An 18,190-nucleotide genomic window follows, 5' to 3' on the forward strand; every position below is an offset into this window, starting at 1 on the left:
TTATTGTTGCTCCTTATTTGCAGCAAGGATGAGCTCTTTTGCTCCTTGTTTAATTAAACGGTCCGCAGCCTCTAATCCAACTTGCTTCGGATCATTACCTACTACTATCTCTTTCAATAAAACAGAACCGTCCATAGAACCGACAAGCGCTGTTAATTCGATTGCATCATTTTCTTTAAGAGTTGCATATCCAGCGATTGGAACTTGGCATCCACCTTCAAGTTTATGAAGAAATACTCGTTCAGCAGCCACTGTTCTTTCTGTTACTGCATCATTAATATGCGCTAACAACTGAAGTAAATCCGTATCATCCTCACGACATTCAATCGCTAATGCACCTTGTCCTACGGCTGGTACACATAACGTTTCATCTAAATGTTCTGTAATAACTTCTCCGTCCCAGCCCATTCTCTGTAATCCAGCTGTCGCTAAAATAATTGCATCGTAATCTTCATCTTTTAACTTACGTAAGCGTGTATCGATATTCCCGCGAATCCATTTCACTTGTAAATCTGGTCTCGCAGCTAGTAGTTGTGCACTACGTCTCAAACTACTCGTTCCTAAGATCGCGCCTTCTGCTAAGTCTTTAAACGATTCTCCGTTTTTAGAAATAAAAGCATCACGAGGGTCAACGCGCTTTGGCGTACAACCAATCGTTAATCCATCTGGAAGTACAGCTGGCATATCTTTCATACTATGTACAGCCATATCAATTTCTTTCGTAAGTAACGCATGTTCAATTTCCTTTACAAATAAACCTTTTCCGCCTACTTTTGAAAGAGTAACATCTAAAATAACATCACCTTTTGTGACGATTTCTTTCACTTCAAATTCATATGGTAAACCAAGCGCTTTTAATTGATCAATAAACCAATTAGTTTGTGTTAATGCTAGTTTACTCTTTCGTGAACCTACAATAATTTTGCGCATAATTCTCTCTCCTCATTATAAATACCAAAAGTGGAAATTAGATAAACTGCTTAATAGAAAAATGTTAACTAGCATTACGAGAAATGCCCCGATATTCCACTGCACAATTTTCTTACCTTGCAACACATCTGCTGCTCGTAAATATAAGCCCACGCAATATACAAATAGAACGACAAAAGACCCAATTACTTTCGTATCATACCAATGGAAATTATCCAATTTTGTATATCCCCATATGCATCCTAATATAATTGCTAATAAGAAAAACGGAACAGAAAATAAATTTAATCCGTAAGACATAGATTCAAGCTTCGGCAAATTTCCTAATCTTCTTAATCTCGCATTCCACTTTTTCTTTTTTAATAGTCGGTATTGCAATAAATACATAATAGAAAAAATAAACGATACAGTAAACGTTGCATAAGAAATAATCGCCATACCGACATGCACGTATACAAGTTCTGAAACTAATTGCTCTGCAAGTACTGGCGACATCTTCCCGAGCGGTGTAAAAATAGAAAAAGCGCTTACGCCAAATGCTACAACATTTGTAAAAAAGACTAAAAAGTCAATACGCATAAATCGATTAATGACTAATGACATCGTAATCAATAACCAAACATAAAAATAAATCCCTGATAATAAAGTTAAAATAGGATTCGTTTCTGAATCTGTAGCCCTAAGCAACATAAAGATAGACTGCAGAACCCATACAATCGAAAGTAACCAAAAAGCAAAGCGGTTCGCCTTTCGGTTACTTTGGAAATAATCTATAAAATATAAACTAATGCTACAAGCATATAAAATAATTGCAATATGATAAATAATACTGTTATTTAAAAAACTCATCCGATCATCCTTCCAAGTTATAAAGATGGAACGGATGGTGTCCACGCTCTTTTATGTTCTACTTCTTCCGTATTTCCCGCTTCTTCCACTTCTAAATCAAAAATCTTCGCAAATAAAGCTAATTTTTCGCCAGCTCCCTCTTCAACAGCTAATTCTTTAGCTACTAAAATTGGGTCTTTTAACAATTGGTTAATAATACTTTTCGTATGTTTACTAATTACTTTTTTCTCACGATCACTAAGGTTTGGTATTTTTCGCTCAAGACTTTCCATCGTATCACTTTGAATTGCTAGCGCTTTATCACGAAGAGCTGATATTAACGGTACAACACCTAGCGTACTTAACCACGTTTTAAATAAAACCATTTCTTCTTCAATCATAAATTGAATTTTCTCTGCTTCTTTTAAACGTTCAGCACGGTTTGCTTCAACTACACCTTGCAGATCGTCGATATCATATAAGAAAGAGCCTTCTAATTCATCAATCGCCGGATCAATATCACGTGGTACTGCAATATCAACCATAAATAACGGACGACCAGAGCGCATTCTCTCTACTTTTGTCATCATTTCTTTCGTAATGACATATTCTGATGCACCCGTTGAACTAATTAAAATATCCGCTTCTAATAATGCACATTGCAATTCACTTAAAGGCTTTGCATGTCCCATATATTTCTCAGCCATCACTTCCGCTTTCGTAAGCGTCCTATTCATAACCGTTACTTTACGAGCTCCACTTCCGTATAAGTTTTGCAGTGCAAGTTCACCCATCTTACCCGCACCAAGAATAAGTACATGACAATCTGTTAAATCGCCAAATATTTTCTTTCCGAGCTCAACAGCAGCATAACTAACAGACATCGCACTTTCACCAATCGTTGTTTCTGAGTGCGCACGTTTTGCTAACGTAACCACTTGCTTAAACAACTCATTAAAAATTGTACCTGTCGCTTTTACTTGTTGTGCTTCTAAAAAGCTATCTTTTATTTGACCTAAAATTTGCGTCTCTCCAACAACCATAGAATCCAAACCGCACGTTACGCGAAATAAATGATCTATTGCGCCATCTTGTTCAAAAATAGACAAGTATGGTGCGACTTCTTCTATTTCAAGCTGAAACCAATCAGCTAAAAACTTCTTAATGTAATACCGTCCCGTGTGTAATTGATCGACAACAGCGTAAATCTCAGTGCGATTACAAGTTGATACAATGACATTTTCTAGCACGCTCTTTTGGTTTTGTAATATAGTCATTGCTTGCTCTAGCTCTGCTGCCTGAAATGTGAGTTTCTCACGAAATTCTACAGGGGCTGTTCGATAATTTACACTAACAACAAGAATATGCACGCAGCATGTCCCCCTTCACCCGTTTTATCACTTTATCTACTATCATAATACAACTTTCCTCTTATGAATCTGACAATCGTGTGAACAACTGATTATTTTTTATTTATTCTCCATATGTAATAAAGGAGCTTCAGTAAGATTAATAAAGAACTTTCTACTTTATAATAATTATAAAATAATAACTCTATTTGTACGTTACCAAAAAAAGTCCTCATAATCAAGTGATGGAAACTATTCCATATTAATTATAACATCATCTTTTCTATCTTCTTTCATCATGAAGGAAAATATGTATGATTGTTCCAAAATATAGTACTCACTTTCTCGATGCAATGCATTTGACATTGTATTTCTTTTTCGTTATATCGGTTTTACAAAATTAAATTGTGCACAATTTAAAAACACAAGGAGTTGCCTATGAAAGAAAATCCTTTGCATCTAGATAACCAACTTTGTTTTTCTATTTACGCTTGTTCTAGAGAGGTTACCCGTTTTTACCGCCCCTATTTAGAAGAAATGGGCATTACGTATCCCCAGTACATTACTTTACTCGTACTCTGGGAACAAGACGGACTAACAGTAAAAGAAATTGGAGAACGTCTATTTTTAGATTCTGGTACTTTAACACCTATGTTAAAACGTATGGAATCATTAAAACTTGTACAACGTGTTCGTTCAAAAGAAGACGAGCGAAAAGTTTGTATTGAATTAACAGAACAAGGTAAAGATTTAAAAGAAATAGCTTGTTCATTACCAACAACGATGGCTACAAATTTAGGAATTACAGAGCAAGAATATCATTCTTTATTAATCCAATTAAACACATTAATTGAAACAATGAAAAAAATTAATGACAGAAAAGGGGAATAAACATGGATAAATTATATACTGCTTCAGTAACAGCAACAGGTGGAAGAAACGGTAAGGTAGTTTCAGATGATGGCATATTAAATCTTGATGTAAAAATGCCAAAAGCACTAGGTGGCGCAGGCGGAGAAGCAACAAATCCAGAACAATTATTTGCAGCTGGTTATGCAGCTTGCTTTGATAGTGCATTACAACTTGTAATTCGTACAAAACGTATGAAGGTGGAAAGTACAGAAGTGACTGCACACGTTTCTATCGGTAAAGATACAGATGGTGGTTTCGGACTATCTGCTGTACTTGACGTACATGTTGCTGGTGTTTCTCATGCCGAAGCACAAGAACTTGTAGAAGCCGCTCACGGTGTATGTCCTTACTCTAAAGCAACAAGAGGAAATATTGAAGTTACATTAAACGTACGCTAAAAGTTTAGTAAATAAAAAAAAACGCGCGACATTCGTCACGCGTTTTTTGTTTTTGTCATTTTATGAATTGCTTTCCATGCTTCTTCTTTTCCAAGTCCTGTTTCAGAAGAGAATAGAACGATTTCATCGCCAATTTCAACAGCAAGCGTTTCTTTTACAACTTTTAAATGCTTTTGCCATTTCCCTTTCGGAATTTTATCGGCTTTCGTTGCAATAATAATTGTTGGGATTTCATAATGCTTTAAGAAATCATACATCATAATGTCATCTTTTGTTGGTTGGTGACGTAAATCAACTACTAATACAGCTGCGTCTAATTGCGTACGTGTTGTAAAGTAAGTCTCAATCATTCTGCCCCATGCCGCGCGCTCTGTTTTAGATACTTTCGCATATCCATAACCTGGAACGTCAACAAAATGCATCATTTCATTAATTAAGAAAAAGTTCAGCGTTTGCGTTTTTCCTGGTTTAGAAGAAATACGTACTAACTTTTTACGATTTAAAATTTTATTAATAAAGGAAGACTTCCCGACATTAGAACGACCTGCTAAGGCAATTTCTGGTAAATCACTGTCTGGATATTGTTCCGGTTTAACGGCACTAATTACAATATCTGCTTTTGTTACTTTCATTGTTTCACTCCTACTAATGCGTGCTCCAATACTTCGTCTAAATGAGATGCAAGCACAAACGTAAGGTTTTCTTTTACGCTCTCTGGAATATCATCTAAATCTTTCTCATTTTCCGCCGGTAAAATAATTTTTGTTAATCCCGCGCGGTGAGCACTTAATGTTTTTTCTTTCAAACCACCAATCGGTAATACACGACCACGAAGTGTAATTTCACCTGTCATACCAACTTCTTTACTTACAGGAATACCTGTTAGTGCAGAAATAAGTGCCGTTGCCATCGTAATACCTGCTGATGGTCCATCTTTTGGAACTGCTCCTTCTGGAACATGAATATGAATATCGTTTTTCTCATGGAAATCCGGATCAATATGAAGTTCTTCTGCACGAGAACGAATATAGCTAAACGCGGCTTGTGCGGATTCTTTCATAACATCCCCAAGTTTCCCTGTTAAAATTAATTTCCCTTTTCCTGGCGCTACAGACACTTCAATTGCAAGTGTATCGCCGCCCGCTGCTGTGTAAGCTAAACCTGTTGCCATACCAACTTGGTCTGTTTTTTCAGCTTGACCATAACGGAATATATGCTTACCAAGTAAATCAACAATATTTTTCTCTGTTACAACAATGCGCTTGCGTTCTGCTGTAACGATAATTTTTGCTGCTTTACGGCAAACTTTTGCAATTTGACGCTCTAACGTACGAACACCAGCCTCGCGTGTATAATAACGAATAATTTCAAGAAGCGCTTCATCACGTACTTGCAAATTACCTTTTCGCAAACCGTGCTCTTTTAATTGTTTCGGCAATAAATGCTCACGAGCAATGTGCACCTTTTCAAGTTCTGTATAACCAGCAATTGAAATGATTTCCATACGGTCAAGCAATGGGCCCGGAACACTTGCAAGTGTATTAGCAGTTGCAACGAACATAACTTTCGATAAATCATATGGCTCTTCAATGTAATGATCACTGAAGTTATGGTTTTGTTCTGGATCTAACACTTCAAGTAACGCCGCTGATGGGTCTCCCCTGAAATCGTTAGACATTTTATCAATCTCATCTAATAAGAAGACTGGATTAACTGTTTTCGCCTTTTTCATACCTTGAATAATACGTCCTGGCATCGCTCCTACATATGTACGACGGTGACCACGAATTTCAGATTCATCACGCACACCACCAAGAGAAACACGTACAAAATTACGGTTTAACGATGTTGCAATAGAACGTGCTAACGAAGTTTTCCCAACCCCAGGAGGTCCTACTAGACAAAGAATTGGGCCTTTTAATGAATTCGTTAACTTCTGTACAGCTAAATATTCAAGTACTCGCTCTTTCACTTTTTCAAGACCGTAATGATCTTTATTTAAAATTTCTTCCGAATGAGTGAGGTCAATCATATCCTCTGTTGCTGTTGTCCATGGGAGAGCTAATAACCAATCAATATAATTATGAATGACACCACTCTCAGCAGAACTTACAGGTAATTTTTCATAACGATCTAATTCTTTCAGTGCAGCCTTCATTGTTTCTTCAGGCATTCCCGACTGTTCAATTTTCTCACGAAGTTCTTCAACTTCCCCGCCCTTGCCTTCTTTATCACCAAGTTCAGTTTGAATCGCCTTCATTTGCTCACGTAAGAAATATTCTTTTTGCGTGCGCTCCATTGAACGTTTCACTTTTTGTCCAATTTTCTTTTCTAGGCTAAGTAACTCTTGTTCATCTTGAATAATTGAAATAAGTGTATGTAGTCGCTCTTTCACAGATACAATCTCTAAAATCTCTTGTTTCTGCTTCGTTTTAATCGGTAAGTGAGAAGCAATTAAATCAGCTAGTCTTCCCGGTTCTTCTACATCAGCTACCGTTGCAAATGTTTCATTTGAAACTTTTTTCGAAACTTTAATATATTGTTCGAAATGCTCCAGTAACGTACGCATAAGAGCCTTCTCTTCCAAATCATCTTCTACTTCTTCCGTTACCGTTCTAATAGAAACTTGTACCACATTTTCTTCTTCGATAAACTCTACTACTTCTGCTCTATGTAAACCTTCTACAAGGACACGAAGCGTACCGTTCGGCAATTTTAACATTTGCTTCACTTTCGCCACTGTACCTACACTATATATGTCATCTTCTTTCGGATCGTCGATATTCATTTCTTTTTGCATTGCTAAAAAGATGATATTTTCATCCATTGCCGCCTGCTCTAGTGCTTGTATCGATTTATCACGTCCCACATCAAGATGCAGAACCATCGTTGGATATACGAGAATGCCTCTTAATGGTAGGAGGGGCACAATTCTTTCATTCGTATTCATACTAGACATAGCACCTCCATAATAAATTAAACTCCTGTTCAACTATTTTATATTACAATACATCTAGATGCAATTGCAGAGATTCTTCGCAATTGTTAATCCCCTGTTTTTTTGTGCCTCACGAAAAGAAAAAAGACTCCGCTTAAGCATACAAACTTAAACGAAGTCTGGCAAATTTTTATTATTGTATATTCTCACATTGATTGTGCATCTGTTTCGTCCAAATCATTATGTGCATCAAGCTCACGATGCATATTTTCCTGCATAAATGTTAATTCAAATACTTCTTTTAATTTGCGAACAGGAATGATCTCAATTCCCTTTATTGTATACAAAAATGGTTGCATGTTTTCAGCCGGAATGATGACTTTCTTAGCTCCCGCTTTTTTCGCAGCTTTTATTTTTGCGTACACACCACCAATAGGCTTCACTTCTCCGTGGATACTTATCTCACCTGTCATCGCTACTTCATTATTCACATACGTACGATGCACTGCTGAATAGACACCTGTTGCCATAGCAATACCTGCTGAAGGACCATCAATCGGGATACCACCAGGAAAATTAATATGTATATCATACCCTTCTGGCAACACATCTAGAGAACGAAGTACTGTTAACACATTATCAACAGAACCTTTCGCCATACTTTTACGGCGGATTGATTTCGTTTGATTTCCAATACTTTCCTCTTCTACAATTCCAGTGACATTTACTGATCCTTTATCTTTCGCAGGAATAGCTGTTACCTCAATTTCTAATAACGCACCTGTATTCGGCCCATATACAGCAAGCCCGTTCACAAGACCGATTCTCGGAATTGGATAAATACGTTTTTCGTACTTTGGTGTAAGCTGACTAGAATGAACAACCCATTCAATATCTTCATCTTTAATGAAAGGTCGTTCTTCATTTATCGCCATACCAGCAGAAATTTGCACGAGATTAATTGCTTCTCGCCCATTTCTTGCATACATTCCAATCATTTCGATACCGTTCTCACCTACTTGCATCTCCACTTTGTCAGCTGCATTTTTCGCTACTTTTTGAATTTCTTCTGTATCTAACTCACGGAAGAACACTTCTAAACAACGCGACCTAATTGCAGGAGGAATTTCCTCTGGTGAACGTGTCGTTGCACCAACTAAGCGAAAATCTGCAGGTAAACCTTTTTGAAAAATATCATGTATATACGTTGGAATCATCGAATTTTCTTCACTATAATACGCACTTTCCAAAAACACTTTCCGATCTTCTAACACTTTTAGCATTTTATTCATTTGAATTGGATGTAATTCACCAATCTCATCAATGAACAAAATACCACCATGCGCATCTGTTACAGCCCCTTTTTTCGGTTGCGGGATACCCGCTTGTCCCATTGCACCTGCTCCTTGATAAATAGGATCATGCACTGAACCAATTAATGGATCCGCAATACCACGCTCATCAAACCTAGCTGTCGTCGCATCAAGTTCGATAAATGTTGCATTTGTACGAAATGGAGATTTCGGATTTCGTTTCGCTTCTTCTAATACAAGGCGTGCTGCCGCTGTCTTTCCGACACCTGGCGGACCGTATATGATCACATGTTGCGGATTAGGACCACAAAGAGCCGCTTTTAACGACTTAATCCCGTCTTCTTGCCCTACAATGTCTATAAAGGATGTAGGACGTACCTTTTCCGCAAGCGGCTCTGTTAAAGAAACCTCACGCATTTTACGAAGCTGCTCTAATTCTTTTTTCGATTCTCGATCAATTGAAACTTTTTGTGTTCGCTGATTTCGAAGTAAATGCCAAAAATACAATCCGACAATTACGCCAAAAACAAGTTGAACAAGTAAAAATATATTTGTCCAGCTCATAATTCATTTCCTCCCGCTATGTTTTACCTTTTAGTATTTCCTGGGAGGAATAGTGCTAAACATAAAGAAAAACAGCAATTATAAAAATTGCTGTTTCTTCTTCGCATTATGCAGATGTTTTTGTATCAAGTACAGTACCGTCTTGTAACACCAATTTCGGCGGTTCATTATCAGCTACTGTTTCTTTCGTAAGAATACACTTCTCGATATCTTTGCGAGATGGAAGTTCGAACATTACATCAAGCATCAAGCCTTCAATAATAGAACGAAGTCCACGAGCACCTGTTTTACGTTCAATTGCTTTTTTCGCAATCTCAACTAGTGCACCTTCTTCAAACTCTAACTCAACATCGTCAAGCTCCAATAATTTTTGGAATTGCTTAACAAGTGCATTTTTCGGTTTAGTTAAAATATCTACAAGAGCATCTTCATCAAGCGGCTCTAGGTTCGCAATAACTGGAAGACGACCGATAAACTCCGGAATTAAACCGAATCTTAAAAGATCCTCTGGTAAAACGTGAGATAAAACATGCTTCTCATTTACATCAGCATTTTTCTTCTCAGCACCAAATCCAATTACTTTCTCACCAAGGCGACGTTTAATAATAGGCTCGATGCCATCAAACGCTCCACCACAAATGAATAGGATGTTCGTTGTATCAATTTGAATAAACTCTTGATGCGGGTGCTTACGACCACCTTGAGGTGGAACGCTCGCTACAGTACCTTCTAAAATTTTCAGAAGTGCCTGCTGTACACCTTCACCAGATACATCACGTGTAATTGATGGATTTTCGGACTTACGTGCCACTTTATCAATCTCATCAATATAAATAATTCCTTTTTCCGCTTTTTCTACATCGTAATCAGCCGCTTGAATTAGTTTTAGTAAGATGTTTTCTACATCTTCCCCAACGTATCCAGCTTCTGTTAAAGATGTTGCGTCCGCGATTGCAAATGGAACATTTAAAATACGCGCTAATGTTTGTGCCAATAATGTTTTACCACTACCAGTTGGCCCAATAAGTGAAATATTACTCTTCGCTAATTCTACATCATCAATTTTGCTGTTAGAATTAATGCGTTTGTAATGGTTATATACCGCTACCGCTAGTGCTTTTTTCGCGTTATCTTGTCCGATGACATACTCATCTAAGATTTCACGAATTTCTACCGGTTTCGGTACATCTTTGAATTCTACTTCTTCGTCCTTCGCAAGCTCCTCTTGTACAATTTCAGTACAAAGCTCGATACACTCGTCACAAATGTAAACACCTGGACCTGCAACTAACTTTCGAACTTGCGTTTGTGTTTTACCACAGAAAGAACATTTTAATTGACCTTTTTCATCATTAAATTTAAACATATTTTCACACCCCTTACAAAGTGCTAACCTCTTGCCTTCGTATGTACACGATAAATGTATCGTATGTAAATACATATTATGTCACTACGTAGCGAGAAATACAAATAATATGACTAGTTATGTACAAATAAAAAAATTTTAAAACTTTTGAAATATGTATATTCGACTTACAAAGGCACTTTTCCTTCTTCATCGAAAAGTTTTATAAATATATTTCTATATTTATAAAACAAGGCACGATTAAAATCGCGCCTTGTTATTTTATTATGCAGCGTTGTCTACTAAGAAGTCTACAGCTTTACGCACTTTAAGATCTTCAGATAAAGCGTCTACGCTTCCAAGAGCTTGCTTGATAGCGTCTACTGGCATACCGTACATTTCAGCCATTTTTTCAACTTCTGCAGTTACTTCTTCTTCAGTAACTTCGATGTTTTCAGCTTCAATGATAGCTTCAAGAACAAGATTGATTCTTACACGTTTTTGTGCATCCTCTTTCATTTGCTCTTTTAATTTGTCAGCGTCAGTACCTGTGAATTGGTAGTAAAGCTCAAGGTTCATACCTTGTTGGCTTAAACGTTGCTCGAATTCACGAACCATACGATCTAACTCAGTGTCGATCATAGCTTCTGGAATGTCGATTTCAGCGTTAGCAGCAGCTAATTCTACTACTTCGTCACGTACTTTGTGCTCAGCTTCGTGCTTTTTGCCTTCTTCTAAGTTTGTACGAAGTTTTGTTTTTAATTCATCAAGAGTTGCAACTTCTTCGTCAGCATCTTTAGCGAACTCATCGTTTAACTCAGGAAGTTCTTTTGTTTTGATTTCGTGAATTGTTACTTTGAATGTTGCTGGTTTACCAGCTAATTCAGCAGCATGGTACTCTTCTGGGAATGATACTTCAACTTCTTTAGAATCACCAGATTTAAGACCAATTACTTGCTCTTCGAAACCTGGGATGAAAGTACCAGAACCGATTGCAAGAGAATAGTTTTCGCCTTTTCCGCCTTCAAATGCTTCGCCATCAACGAAACCTTCGAAGTCGATTACAGCTGTATCACCATCTGCAGCAGTTCCTTCTTCTTTAACAACTAGTTCAGCTTGACGCTCTTGTAAAGCTTTTACTTCGTTCTCTACATCCTCGTCAGTTACAGTTGTTTCAACTTTTTCTACTGCTAAACCTTTGTAATCACCTAATTTAACTTCAGGTTTTACAGTAACTTTTGCAGTGAAAATTAAGTTTTGGCCTTTTTCGAATTTCTCGATGTCAATCTCAGGATGATCAACTGGGAAGATACCAGCTTCATCGATTGCTTCACCGTATGCTTTTGGTAAGATGATATCTAAAGCATCTTGGTATAAAGATTCAATACCAAAGCGTTGTTCGAATAATGGACGAGGCATTTTTCCTTTACGGAAACCTGGTACATTAATTGTTTTTACTACTTTTTTGAATGCAGCGTCGATAGAGTTATTTACTTCTTTAGCATCAACTTCGATTGTTAAAACGCCAACGTTACCTTCTAATTTTTCCCATTTTGTAGACATTTATTCTTTCCCTCCAACTATAATAATGTATGCACATACCTCTATAGATCAAAATTTTTATTATCTCTTTCTTGAAATAACAAATGTACAAATAACCCTCTAGCAAAAAGCTTTCAGATACAATGTTCCAATCTACTAATTGTCTAAAAGACAACTACGGTATATTTTGTTCGAGACTAATATGAAACATATTAAGTAAGAGAATTATACTCCTCTTCTCTTACAAACAGGCAGATTTCTGCCTTTTGCAACCCTTACATTATAACATAGAATGTGCTCGTTTCAATAACTGAACGATTCTTTTTCATAATTATACGGGCAAATACCCTTCTCTTTCAATGCGCAGTAACCATTGATAGGCAATATGAAATTCCTCAAACTCAATATTGTATGCTGTCATAAGTTCTTCTTCATCAATAGCCAATCCGAAACGCTTTCTTCCAATTCTCTCTAAGACAGCAGCCCAAATTTCTACTTTATCCATTAATAGAGGGAACGGAAAAATGCTAATTTGTAATTCTTTCCAGTATGTAACCATCGTACTAAATATATCTGGATAATTTTGCTCTAATCGGTTTGAGAATTTATGTATAATTTTATCGGATTGCTCCTCATTATGACCTGTAAATGCTGGAATCACCTTTATCGTATTTCCAAACTTCTCTACTTCTATCTCTTCTTCTATTTGATTTTCTACCATTTTATACAAAATAGAAGTTTTTAAATACGGGTGCTGATCTTCGTCTATTAAAAATTTCTTTAAAGTAGGAAGTGCGAGATCCAGGTCTTTTAACGAAAGTTTCTGGATCACTCTTAGCTTTTGACCAAAGTTTTCTCCAAAAAGCCCATCGGTAAATTCTTCTAATTCAAAATTCGAATCCACTAGCGGTGTATCTTCTTCATTCAGCATCCCTTGCGCAAACAAAGCAAGCTGCGCCAATTTTTCCTTTTGCTCAGGAATTATATCTTTCGTTTGCAAAACTTCCTCAACAGTTTCAATGACACCTTCATAATCATTTGTTTGAACTAAAATAGTTACATACGTTTCAAGAATATCACCAAATAATACAGCTCCTGTTTCAAGCAACTGCTCACATTTTTCTTTCGCTTCTTCCATACGTTTTAATTCTAGCAAACAAATAACGGAAGCTAATTCTGTTTGTTCCGTTTCTGCATTATACTGACGTAATATTTCAAAGCAGCGCAATGCATCTTCGAATTCCCGCTCTTTCAACGCTAAAAAACCTTTATCAATATAGCGTTCTGATAGTTGCGGAAACAATACGACCGTATTTTCTTTTTTATCCATACGTCCGCCTCTTTTTCTAGATTTTAATGATCTTCAAAGTAAATATATCAAATGCGTAATGAGAACACAACATTCCAAAATTATTTATTTGAAATATAGGAATATTCTATTTTCATAACGAAAAAACAACAAACTTCTAAATAAAATTCATTTTTCACAAACAAAAACCCTCAGCAACAGACGGCAGAGGGTTCATCATTAATGGAAAGCTTTTATAATTGTGGGGTATATAACAAGGGTAATAATTTGGAGAACAATAATTGCCATAACAATCATGCTAAAATAGAAGATTGGTTTACTTCGCTTCATTAAAAACATAATAATAAGCATCGTACAAGCAAACAAACTTAAAAAGAACAAACTCGTTGTCGAACTAAGTATACCACTCGGGACAAAGAACAATAAAACTACACTACAAGTACCTATAATTCCAAATAACCATTCCATTCATTCACTCATTCCCTTTCCCTCTCATGGCAGTTTTTTCTACGCTACTAAATGTTTTACAACATCAATTACATATGTTAACTTTTCATACGCCACAAACCCAAAAGCTACTGTTAAACCCGTTACGATTAATCCTTTCATCATCTCTTCCTCCTCATTTATCGTTGTTATCTTCATTATATAAGATTAGTAATTTGTTACCATCGAACTTCCTTACACTTACCTTACAGAGTTGTAAGATTTCAAAAATAAGTTTAATATCATGTTAATATATTTTTGTACAATTAAGAATTTAATTTACAAGGGGGATTATATATGTTCAAAAAAATGGCAGCTGACGTTTTAGGATTAAGCGATGTAGGTTCCGTTATCACACCAAAAGATTACGATAAGGTCGATGCTGATGATTACGTAATGCATGAAGATGGGGAGAAAATTTACTTTCTTATTAAATCAAAATCAGATGAATATTGTTTCACAAACAAAGGATTAATTCACCTAGATGGTACAAGTGCCACAAGCAAAAAACGTACATTACGCCGCTTTAGCTATAGTAAATATCAAATTAAAAACGTAGCACTTGAAACTGCAGGAACGATTGATTTAGATGTAGAAATTAAATTTCAAATGGGAGATGAGCATTACTCAATTGATGTTCATAAAAAACATATTGAAGAATTAAAAGATTTATATAAGGCTCTTCTTAAAATCGAAGAAATTTCATACGACAACGACATTACATTGCAGTATGCACATAAAAGTTTAGATATGGCATCTAACGCTTTCAGCCGTATTTCAAATGCACAAGTAAATTTAGCAGAACAGTTTAAAGAGATGAACGAGATCGCCTTTAACTGGCTCGTTGATACGAAAAAGCAATATAACGTGAAAGATTACGGTTTTGTCTTTGAAAAATTTATTAATAACTAATTTAAAACAAACAAAAAACCTTGTTATCAAAAGATAACAAGGTTTTTTTAGCGTCCCAGGAGAGATTCGAACTCCCGACCGTACGCTTAGAAGGCGTATGCTCTATCCGGCTGAGCTACTGGGACATGGAGCGGGTGAAGAGAATCGAACTCTCGACCAGAGCTTGGAAGGCTCTTGTTTTACCACTAAACTACACCCGCATATGTTATTTTATTTTTCTTCGTTAGCGCCGTTGCCCTATCGACAATATTTATTATATTCATAACTACTTATAAAGTCAACACTTTTTTAAAAGAGGATAATTTTCCTTATCCTCTTTTAAAAATTGCTTGTTCCACCAGCTGTCCATCTAATGTTTCAAAACGAACTTCTATATGATTTTCATCCATTTCTAATAAAGCGAATGTTTTTTCCACACGAGAGCGTGGGAGCAAAATACTTCCTGGATTAATAAATAAAATCCCATCAATTAATTCTGCCCCTAATATATGAGAATGTCCAAAGCATGCTACTTGCGCTCCTACTTCTCCTGCATGATACGCTAACGTTTGTAACGTCATTTTCACATCATGACGATGACCGTGTACAACTAAGAAACGAATTCCATCTACATCAGTTACAATTTCATCTTGAAAGTTAGCATAATCACAATTCCCTTTTACAACTTGGAAACCTTGTAGCTCTTCTTGAGCAGGCGTTAGCTCTGAATCACCACAATGAATCATGACATCTACTTTCCCTTCGTAATTCTCTTTTAACTGCTGTAATTCCTTCACAGAGCTATGACTATCGCTTACGATTAAAGCTTTCATCAATCTCTCTCCCTTATTCTTCTAAAAACCATTCTGGGATTTTTTTTTCTAATTTACGAAGAGCGCGTCCGCGGTGACTAATCGCATTTTTCTCATCCGAATTTAGCTCAGCCATCGCTTTTTTATATTCTTCTACATAAAAAATCGGATCGTATCCGAAACCATTTTCCCCGCGGCGCTGTTCTAGAATTTTCCCTTCGCACGTTCCGTTTACAATAACCGGCTCTTTATCCACTTCAGGGAAAGCAACTGCTAGCGCACAGTAAAAACGAGCTGTACGTTTTTCTAAATCGACGTCAGTTAACCCTTGTAACACCTTATCTATATTCGCCTGATCATCTTTCGGCTCTCCAGCAAAACGAGCTGAATACACACCTGGTTTCCCGTTTAAGGCATCTACAATAAGACCAGAGTCATCTGCAATTACGATGGAATTCAACTGTCTACTAAGACTGTCCGCCTTTAAAATCGCATTTTCTTCAAATGTTTCACCAGTTTCTTCAACTTCTTCAATATGAGGAAAATCGTGTAAAGATTTCACTTCTAAGTCAAATCTCTCAAATAACTCAGCAAACTCACGTACTTTCCCAAGATTTTTCGTCGCTACAACAACTTGCTTCATATTTTCCACCTCTACTCTATATGAGATACGATGTCACCTAACGCTTCTTTTTGCTTTTCAACAAGTTGGAAAATCCCTTGTTCAGCAGCATCAAGTAATTCATTTAATTCAGCTCTGCTAAACGTCGCTTCTTCTCCAGTTCCTTGCACTTCAACAAACTGACCTTTTCCAGTCATAATAACGTTCATATCAACGTCTGCTTTAGAATCTTCAGCATAATTTAAATCTAAAACAACACCTTGTTCTTCAACAACACCTACTGACGTTGCCGCTAAATAATCTTTCACCGGAATTTTAGATACTTTTTCTGCTTGCAATAATTTTTCAAAAGCTAATACCATCGCTACATAAGCACCTGTAATAGAAGCTGTTCTCGTTCCGCCATCCGCTTGAATTACATCACAGTCAATCCAAACTGTTCTTTCGCCAAGCGCTTCTAAATCAACAACCGCACGTAATGCTCGTCCAATTAAACGCTGGATTTCCATTGTGCGCCCTGTTACTTTCCCTTTACTTGACTCTCTGATTGTACGTTGCTCTGTCGCACGTGGAATCATTGAGTATTCTGCTGTTACCCAGCCTTTTCCTTCTCCGCGCATAAACGGCGGTACACGCTCTTCAATTGTCGCTGAACAAATTACCTTTGTATCCCCAACTTCAATTAGTACTGATCCCTCTGGATGTTTTAAATAATTTGTATGAATATGTATATGGCGTAGCTCTGCTTTTCCTCTACCATCTACTCGCATAAAAATAACCCCCTCATAAATACTCTCATTAGTATAGCCAAATTTAAATGTACGCTATGTATAACAATAAAAGAAGGGGAACTCAAAAAGCAATTCCCCTTTCTTACATAAGTATATCAAATTATTCACGATTAAAAACTACCTGTATTCACGTTTTGTGGACGATCAACAGGTTTTATTAACTTTTCACCTTTCTCATCCATAAGATTTGCTTTCCCATTCACTTCAATAGAAACATTTTTCACACCTTGTTTTTCCGTTAAAGATAAGACTAACGATTTCAACACATAATTTGAAATCATATTTTTGTCTGGGTTCACAAATATATTTTCATTAAAGTTTAATGTAATATTTCCGTTCTCCACTTTTGGATTCGTAATAAGCTTAGCTCCTGGATTAAAATCATTTAGTAGCGATCCTTGAATCGGGCCTTTTACAAGCTCATCCACAATTGCCGAGTAATCATTTTCTTTTCCTTCTGCAACGCGCCTTGTTACCGGTACGTAATATTGCTGCTTATTATTATTTTGTGCCATAAAGTAAAGTGTAACCGGTTTTGTATGCGTCACATCTGCTACTTGTTCATCATCAAAGTTAATTCCATTCGCACGACTTACACCTTCACCAAGCGGTGTACCCGCAACAGGCATCTTCGCTAACTTTTCACCATTTATTTGGAACTGCACTTGTTTTATTTCTGTAAATTGAGTCAAAGTCCACGCTACTGATTCAACAATTTGACGTTCTTCTTCTTTTGAATAATTTTTCATTTCTTTAGAGAAATCAATTACTGCTGTCCCGCCTTTTTTCAAATTCAAGGTCATCGTCGTATTCGCTGGAAGGACTGCTCGAAATCCATTTGGTAATAAATTTGTGACTGGTCCATCTTTCACAAGATACTCTAACGTTTGCTGTACAACTTCATTCGCTTTCGGAGTAGGCATTGCAATAGTTTGCGGTACGACATATCCATTTTTATCAACGAGGTATAACTCTCTATTTACTGTTTGCCCTTGTTTATCTTTTTTAGCAGTTTCTTTCTTTTCACCTTCTGTATACGTAACTTTTTTTGGCGGATCAATTTGTTCTGTCGCTTTCTCTTGATTTAACAAGCCACACCCTGATAATAAAATCGCACTCACAGTAGCACCAACAACCCATTTAAAAGTGGATTTAGGCAT

At 36.6% G+C, this 18,190-nt stretch carries 17 protein-coding genes and 2 tRNA genes; 3 read left to right on the forward strand and 16 right to left on the reverse strand.

All coding sequences use genetic code 11. The annotated features are described in order from the left end of the window. Genes hemC through hemA form a run of 3 tightly spaced genes read right to left on the reverse strand, consistent with a single transcriptional unit; the run spans position 1 to position 3,128 of the window. Positions 1-930: a hydroxymethylbilane synthase gene (gene hemC, locus B5P40_RS13570; RefSeq protein ID WP_002034194.1), complete on the reverse strand. Its 930-nt coding sequence runs from the start codon at positions 928-930 to the stop codon at positions 1-3. Positions 931-945: 15 nt separating this feature from the next. Continuing rightward, positions 946-1,779 carry a cytochrome c biogenesis protein gene (locus B5P40_RS13575; RefSeq protein WP_002015354.1) on the reverse strand — a complete coding sequence of 278 codons (834 nt, stop codon included), beginning with the start codon at positions 1,777-1,779 and terminating at the stop codon, positions 946-948. A gap of 17 nt (positions 1,780-1,796) precedes the next feature. Then, positions 1,797-3,128: a glutamyl-tRNA reductase gene (hemA, locus tag B5P40_RS13580; RefSeq protein WP_002015353.1), complete on the reverse strand. Its 1,332-nt coding sequence runs from the start codon at positions 3,126-3,128 to the stop codon at positions 1,797-1,799. A 417-nt stretch (positions 3,129-3,545) separates the two neighbouring features. Here hemA and B5P40_RS13585 point away from each other — a divergent pair, with 417 nt between their 5' ends. Then, the gene (locus tag B5P40_RS13585) at positions 3,546-3,998 is read left to right on the forward strand and encodes a MarR family winged helix-turn-helix transcriptional regulator (RefSeq protein WP_002015350.1); all 453 of its coding nucleotides are present in this window, start codon (positions 3,546-3,548) and stop codon (positions 3,996-3,998) included. A gap of 2 nt (positions 3,999-4,000) precedes the next feature. Beyond that, positions 4,001-4,417, forward strand: coding sequence for an organic hydroperoxide resistance protein (locus B5P40_RS13590; protein WP_002015349.1), 417 nt, complete (start codon positions 4,001-4,003; stop codon positions 4,415-4,417). A gap of 35 nt (positions 4,418-4,452) precedes the next feature. On the opposite strand, the gene yihA is transcribed toward B5P40_RS13590, so the two are convergent. From yihA to B5P40_RS13625, 7 genes are all read right to left on the reverse strand, one after another. Next, the gene (gene yihA, locus B5P40_RS13595; protein WP_002088829.1) at positions 4,453-5,049 is read right to left on the reverse strand and encodes a ribosome biogenesis GTP-binding protein YihA/YsxC; all 597 of its coding nucleotides are present in this window, start codon (positions 5,047-5,049) and stop codon (positions 4,453-4,455) included. Further along, on the reverse strand, positions 5,046-7,376 hold the full coding sequence (lon, locus tag B5P40_RS13600) for an endopeptidase La (protein ID WP_002192456.1): 2,331 nt from the start codon (positions 7,374-7,376) through the stop codon (positions 5,046-5,048). Before lon ends, yihA begins: the two co-directional genes overlap by 4 nt. Positions 7,377-7,561: 185 nt before the next feature. After that, entirely contained in the window at positions 7,562-9,232 is a 1,671-nt protein-coding gene (gene lonB, locus B5P40_RS13605) for an ATP-dependent protease LonB (RefSeq protein WP_002034202.1), read from the reverse strand. A gap of 106 nt (positions 9,233-9,338) precedes the next feature. Next, positions 9,339-10,598: an ATP-dependent protease ATP-binding subunit ClpX gene (clpX, locus tag B5P40_RS13610; RefSeq protein WP_000472285.1), complete on the reverse strand. Its 1,260-nt coding sequence runs from the start codon at positions 10,596-10,598 to the stop codon at positions 9,339-9,341. A gap of 264 nt (positions 10,599-10,862) precedes the next feature. Beyond that, positions 10,863-12,140: a trigger factor gene (gene tig / locus B5P40_RS13615; protein ID WP_113709323.1), complete on the reverse strand. Its 1,278-nt coding sequence runs from the start codon at positions 12,138-12,140 to the stop codon at positions 10,863-10,865. Between the two features lie 310 nt (positions 12,141-12,450). Continuing rightward, positions 12,451-13,449 (reverse strand): hypothetical protein, encoded by a 999-nt coding sequence (locus tag B5P40_RS13620; protein ID WP_002034206.1) that lies wholly within the window; start codon positions 13,447-13,449, stop codon positions 12,451-12,453. 198 nt (positions 13,450-13,647) lie between these two features. Further along, a complete protein-coding gene (locus B5P40_RS13625; protein ID WP_001983650.1) occupies positions 13,648-13,896 on the reverse strand; it encodes a hypothetical protein in 249 nt (82 codons plus the stop codon). Positions 13,897-14,211: 315 nt separating this feature from the next. Here B5P40_RS13625 and B5P40_RS13630 point away from each other — a divergent pair, with 315 nt between their 5' ends. Further along, on the forward strand, positions 14,212-14,826 hold the full coding sequence (locus B5P40_RS13630) for a PH domain-containing protein (RefSeq protein WP_000473869.1): 615 nt from the start codon (positions 14,212-14,214) through the stop codon (positions 14,824-14,826). Between the two features lie 51 nt (positions 14,827-14,877). Here B5P40_RS13630 and B5P40_RS13635 read toward each other — a convergent pair. The 6 genes from B5P40_RS13635 to B5P40_RS13660 form a co-directional block, all read right to left on the reverse strand. Further along, positions 14,878-14,951, reverse strand: a tRNA-Arg gene (locus tag B5P40_RS13635). 1 nt (position 14,952) lies between these two features. Next, positions 14,953-15,026 (reverse strand) — tRNA-Gly (locus tag B5P40_RS13640). A 108-nt stretch (positions 15,027-15,134) separates the two neighbouring features. Continuing rightward, positions 15,135-15,638 (reverse strand): metallophosphoesterase, encoded by a 504-nt coding sequence (locus B5P40_RS13645; protein ID WP_113709324.1) that lies wholly within the window; start codon positions 15,636-15,638, stop codon positions 15,135-15,137. 13 nt (positions 15,639-15,651) lie between these two features. Next, positions 15,652-16,260, reverse strand: coding sequence for an XTP/dITP diphosphatase (locus tag B5P40_RS13650; protein ID WP_002165027.1), 609 nt, complete (start codon positions 16,258-16,260; stop codon positions 15,652-15,654). A gap of 11 nt (positions 16,261-16,271) precedes the next feature. Further along, positions 16,272-17,009: a ribonuclease PH gene (gene rph / locus B5P40_RS13655; RefSeq protein ID WP_002015340.1), complete on the reverse strand. Its 738-nt coding sequence runs from the start codon at positions 17,007-17,009 to the stop codon at positions 16,272-16,274. Positions 17,010-17,140: 131 nt separating this feature from the next. Beyond that, entirely contained in the window at positions 17,141-18,190 is a 1,050-nt protein-coding gene (locus B5P40_RS13660; RefSeq protein WP_002015339.1) for a GerMN domain-containing protein, read from the reverse strand.

The sequence above is a fragment of the Bacillus sp. SRB_8 genome, from assembly GCF_003264205.1.
In the GTDB taxonomy this organism is placed as follows: domain Bacteria; phylum Bacillota; class Bacilli; order Bacillales; family Bacillaceae_G; genus Bacillus_A; species Bacillus_A mycoides.

What these genes read in the sequence shown, in the direction of transcription:
- B5P40_RS13575 (WP_002015354.1), bottom strand. Translation starts at nt 1,779, where the DNA reads ATGAGTTTTTTAAATAACAGTATTATTTATCATATTGCAATTATTTTA.
- B5P40_RS13625 (WP_001983650.1), bottom strand. Translation starts at nt 13,896, where the DNA reads ATGGAATGGTTATTTGGAATTATAGGTACTTGTAGTGTAGTTTTATTG.
- rph (WP_002015340.1), bottom strand. Translation starts at nt 17,009, where the DNA reads ATGCGAGTAGATGGTAGAGGAAAAGCAGAGCTACGCCATATACATATT.
- B5P40_RS13585 (WP_002015350.1), top strand. Translation starts at nt 3,546, where the DNA reads ATGAAAGAAAATCCTTTGCATCTAGATAACCAACTTTGTTTTTCTATT.
- B5P40_RS13630 (WP_000473869.1), top strand. Translation starts at nt 14,212, where the DNA reads ATGTTCAAAAAAATGGCAGCTGACGTTTTAGGATTAAGCGATGTAGGT.
- yihA (WP_002088829.1), bottom strand. Translation starts at nt 5,049, where the DNA reads ATGAAAGTAACAAAAGCAGATATTGTAATTAGTGCCGTTAAACCGGAA.
- B5P40_RS13645 (WP_113709324.1), bottom strand. Translation starts at nt 15,638, where the DNA reads ATGAAAGCTTTAATCGTAAGCGATAGTCATAGCTCTGTGAAGGAATTA.
- lon (WP_002192456.1), bottom strand. Translation starts at nt 7,376, where the DNA reads ATGTCTAGTATGAATACGAATGAAAGAATTGTGCCCCTCCTACCATTA.
- B5P40_RS13590 (WP_002015349.1), top strand. Translation starts at nt 4,001, where the DNA reads ATGGATAAATTATATACTGCTTCAGTAACAGCAACAGGTGGAAGAAAC.
- lonB (WP_002034202.1), bottom strand. Translation starts at nt 9,232, where the DNA reads ATGAGCTGGACAAATATATTTTTACTTGTTCAACTTGTTTTTGGCGTA.
- B5P40_RS13660 (WP_002015339.1), bottom strand. Translation starts at nt 18,190, where the DNA reads ATGCCTAAATCCACTTTTAAATGGGTTGTTGGTGCTACTGTGAGTGCG.
- B5P40_RS13620 (WP_002034206.1), bottom strand. Translation starts at nt 13,449, where the DNA reads ATGGATAAAAAAGAAAATACGGTCGTATTGTTTCCGCAACTATCAGAA.
- tig (WP_113709323.1), bottom strand. Translation starts at nt 12,140, where the DNA reads ATGTCTACAAAATGGGAAAAATTAGAAGGTAACGTTGGCGTTTTAACA.
- hemC (WP_002034194.1), bottom strand. Translation starts at nt 930, where the DNA reads ATGCGCAAAATTATTGTAGGTTCACGAAAGAGTAAACTAGCATTAACA.
- clpX (WP_000472285.1), bottom strand. Translation starts at nt 10,598, where the DNA reads ATGTTTAAATTTAATGATGAAAAAGGTCAATTAAAATGTTCTTTCTGT.
- B5P40_RS13650 (WP_002165027.1), bottom strand. Translation starts at nt 16,260, where the DNA reads ATGAAGCAAGTTGTTGTAGCGACGAAAAATCTTGGGAAAGTACGTGAG.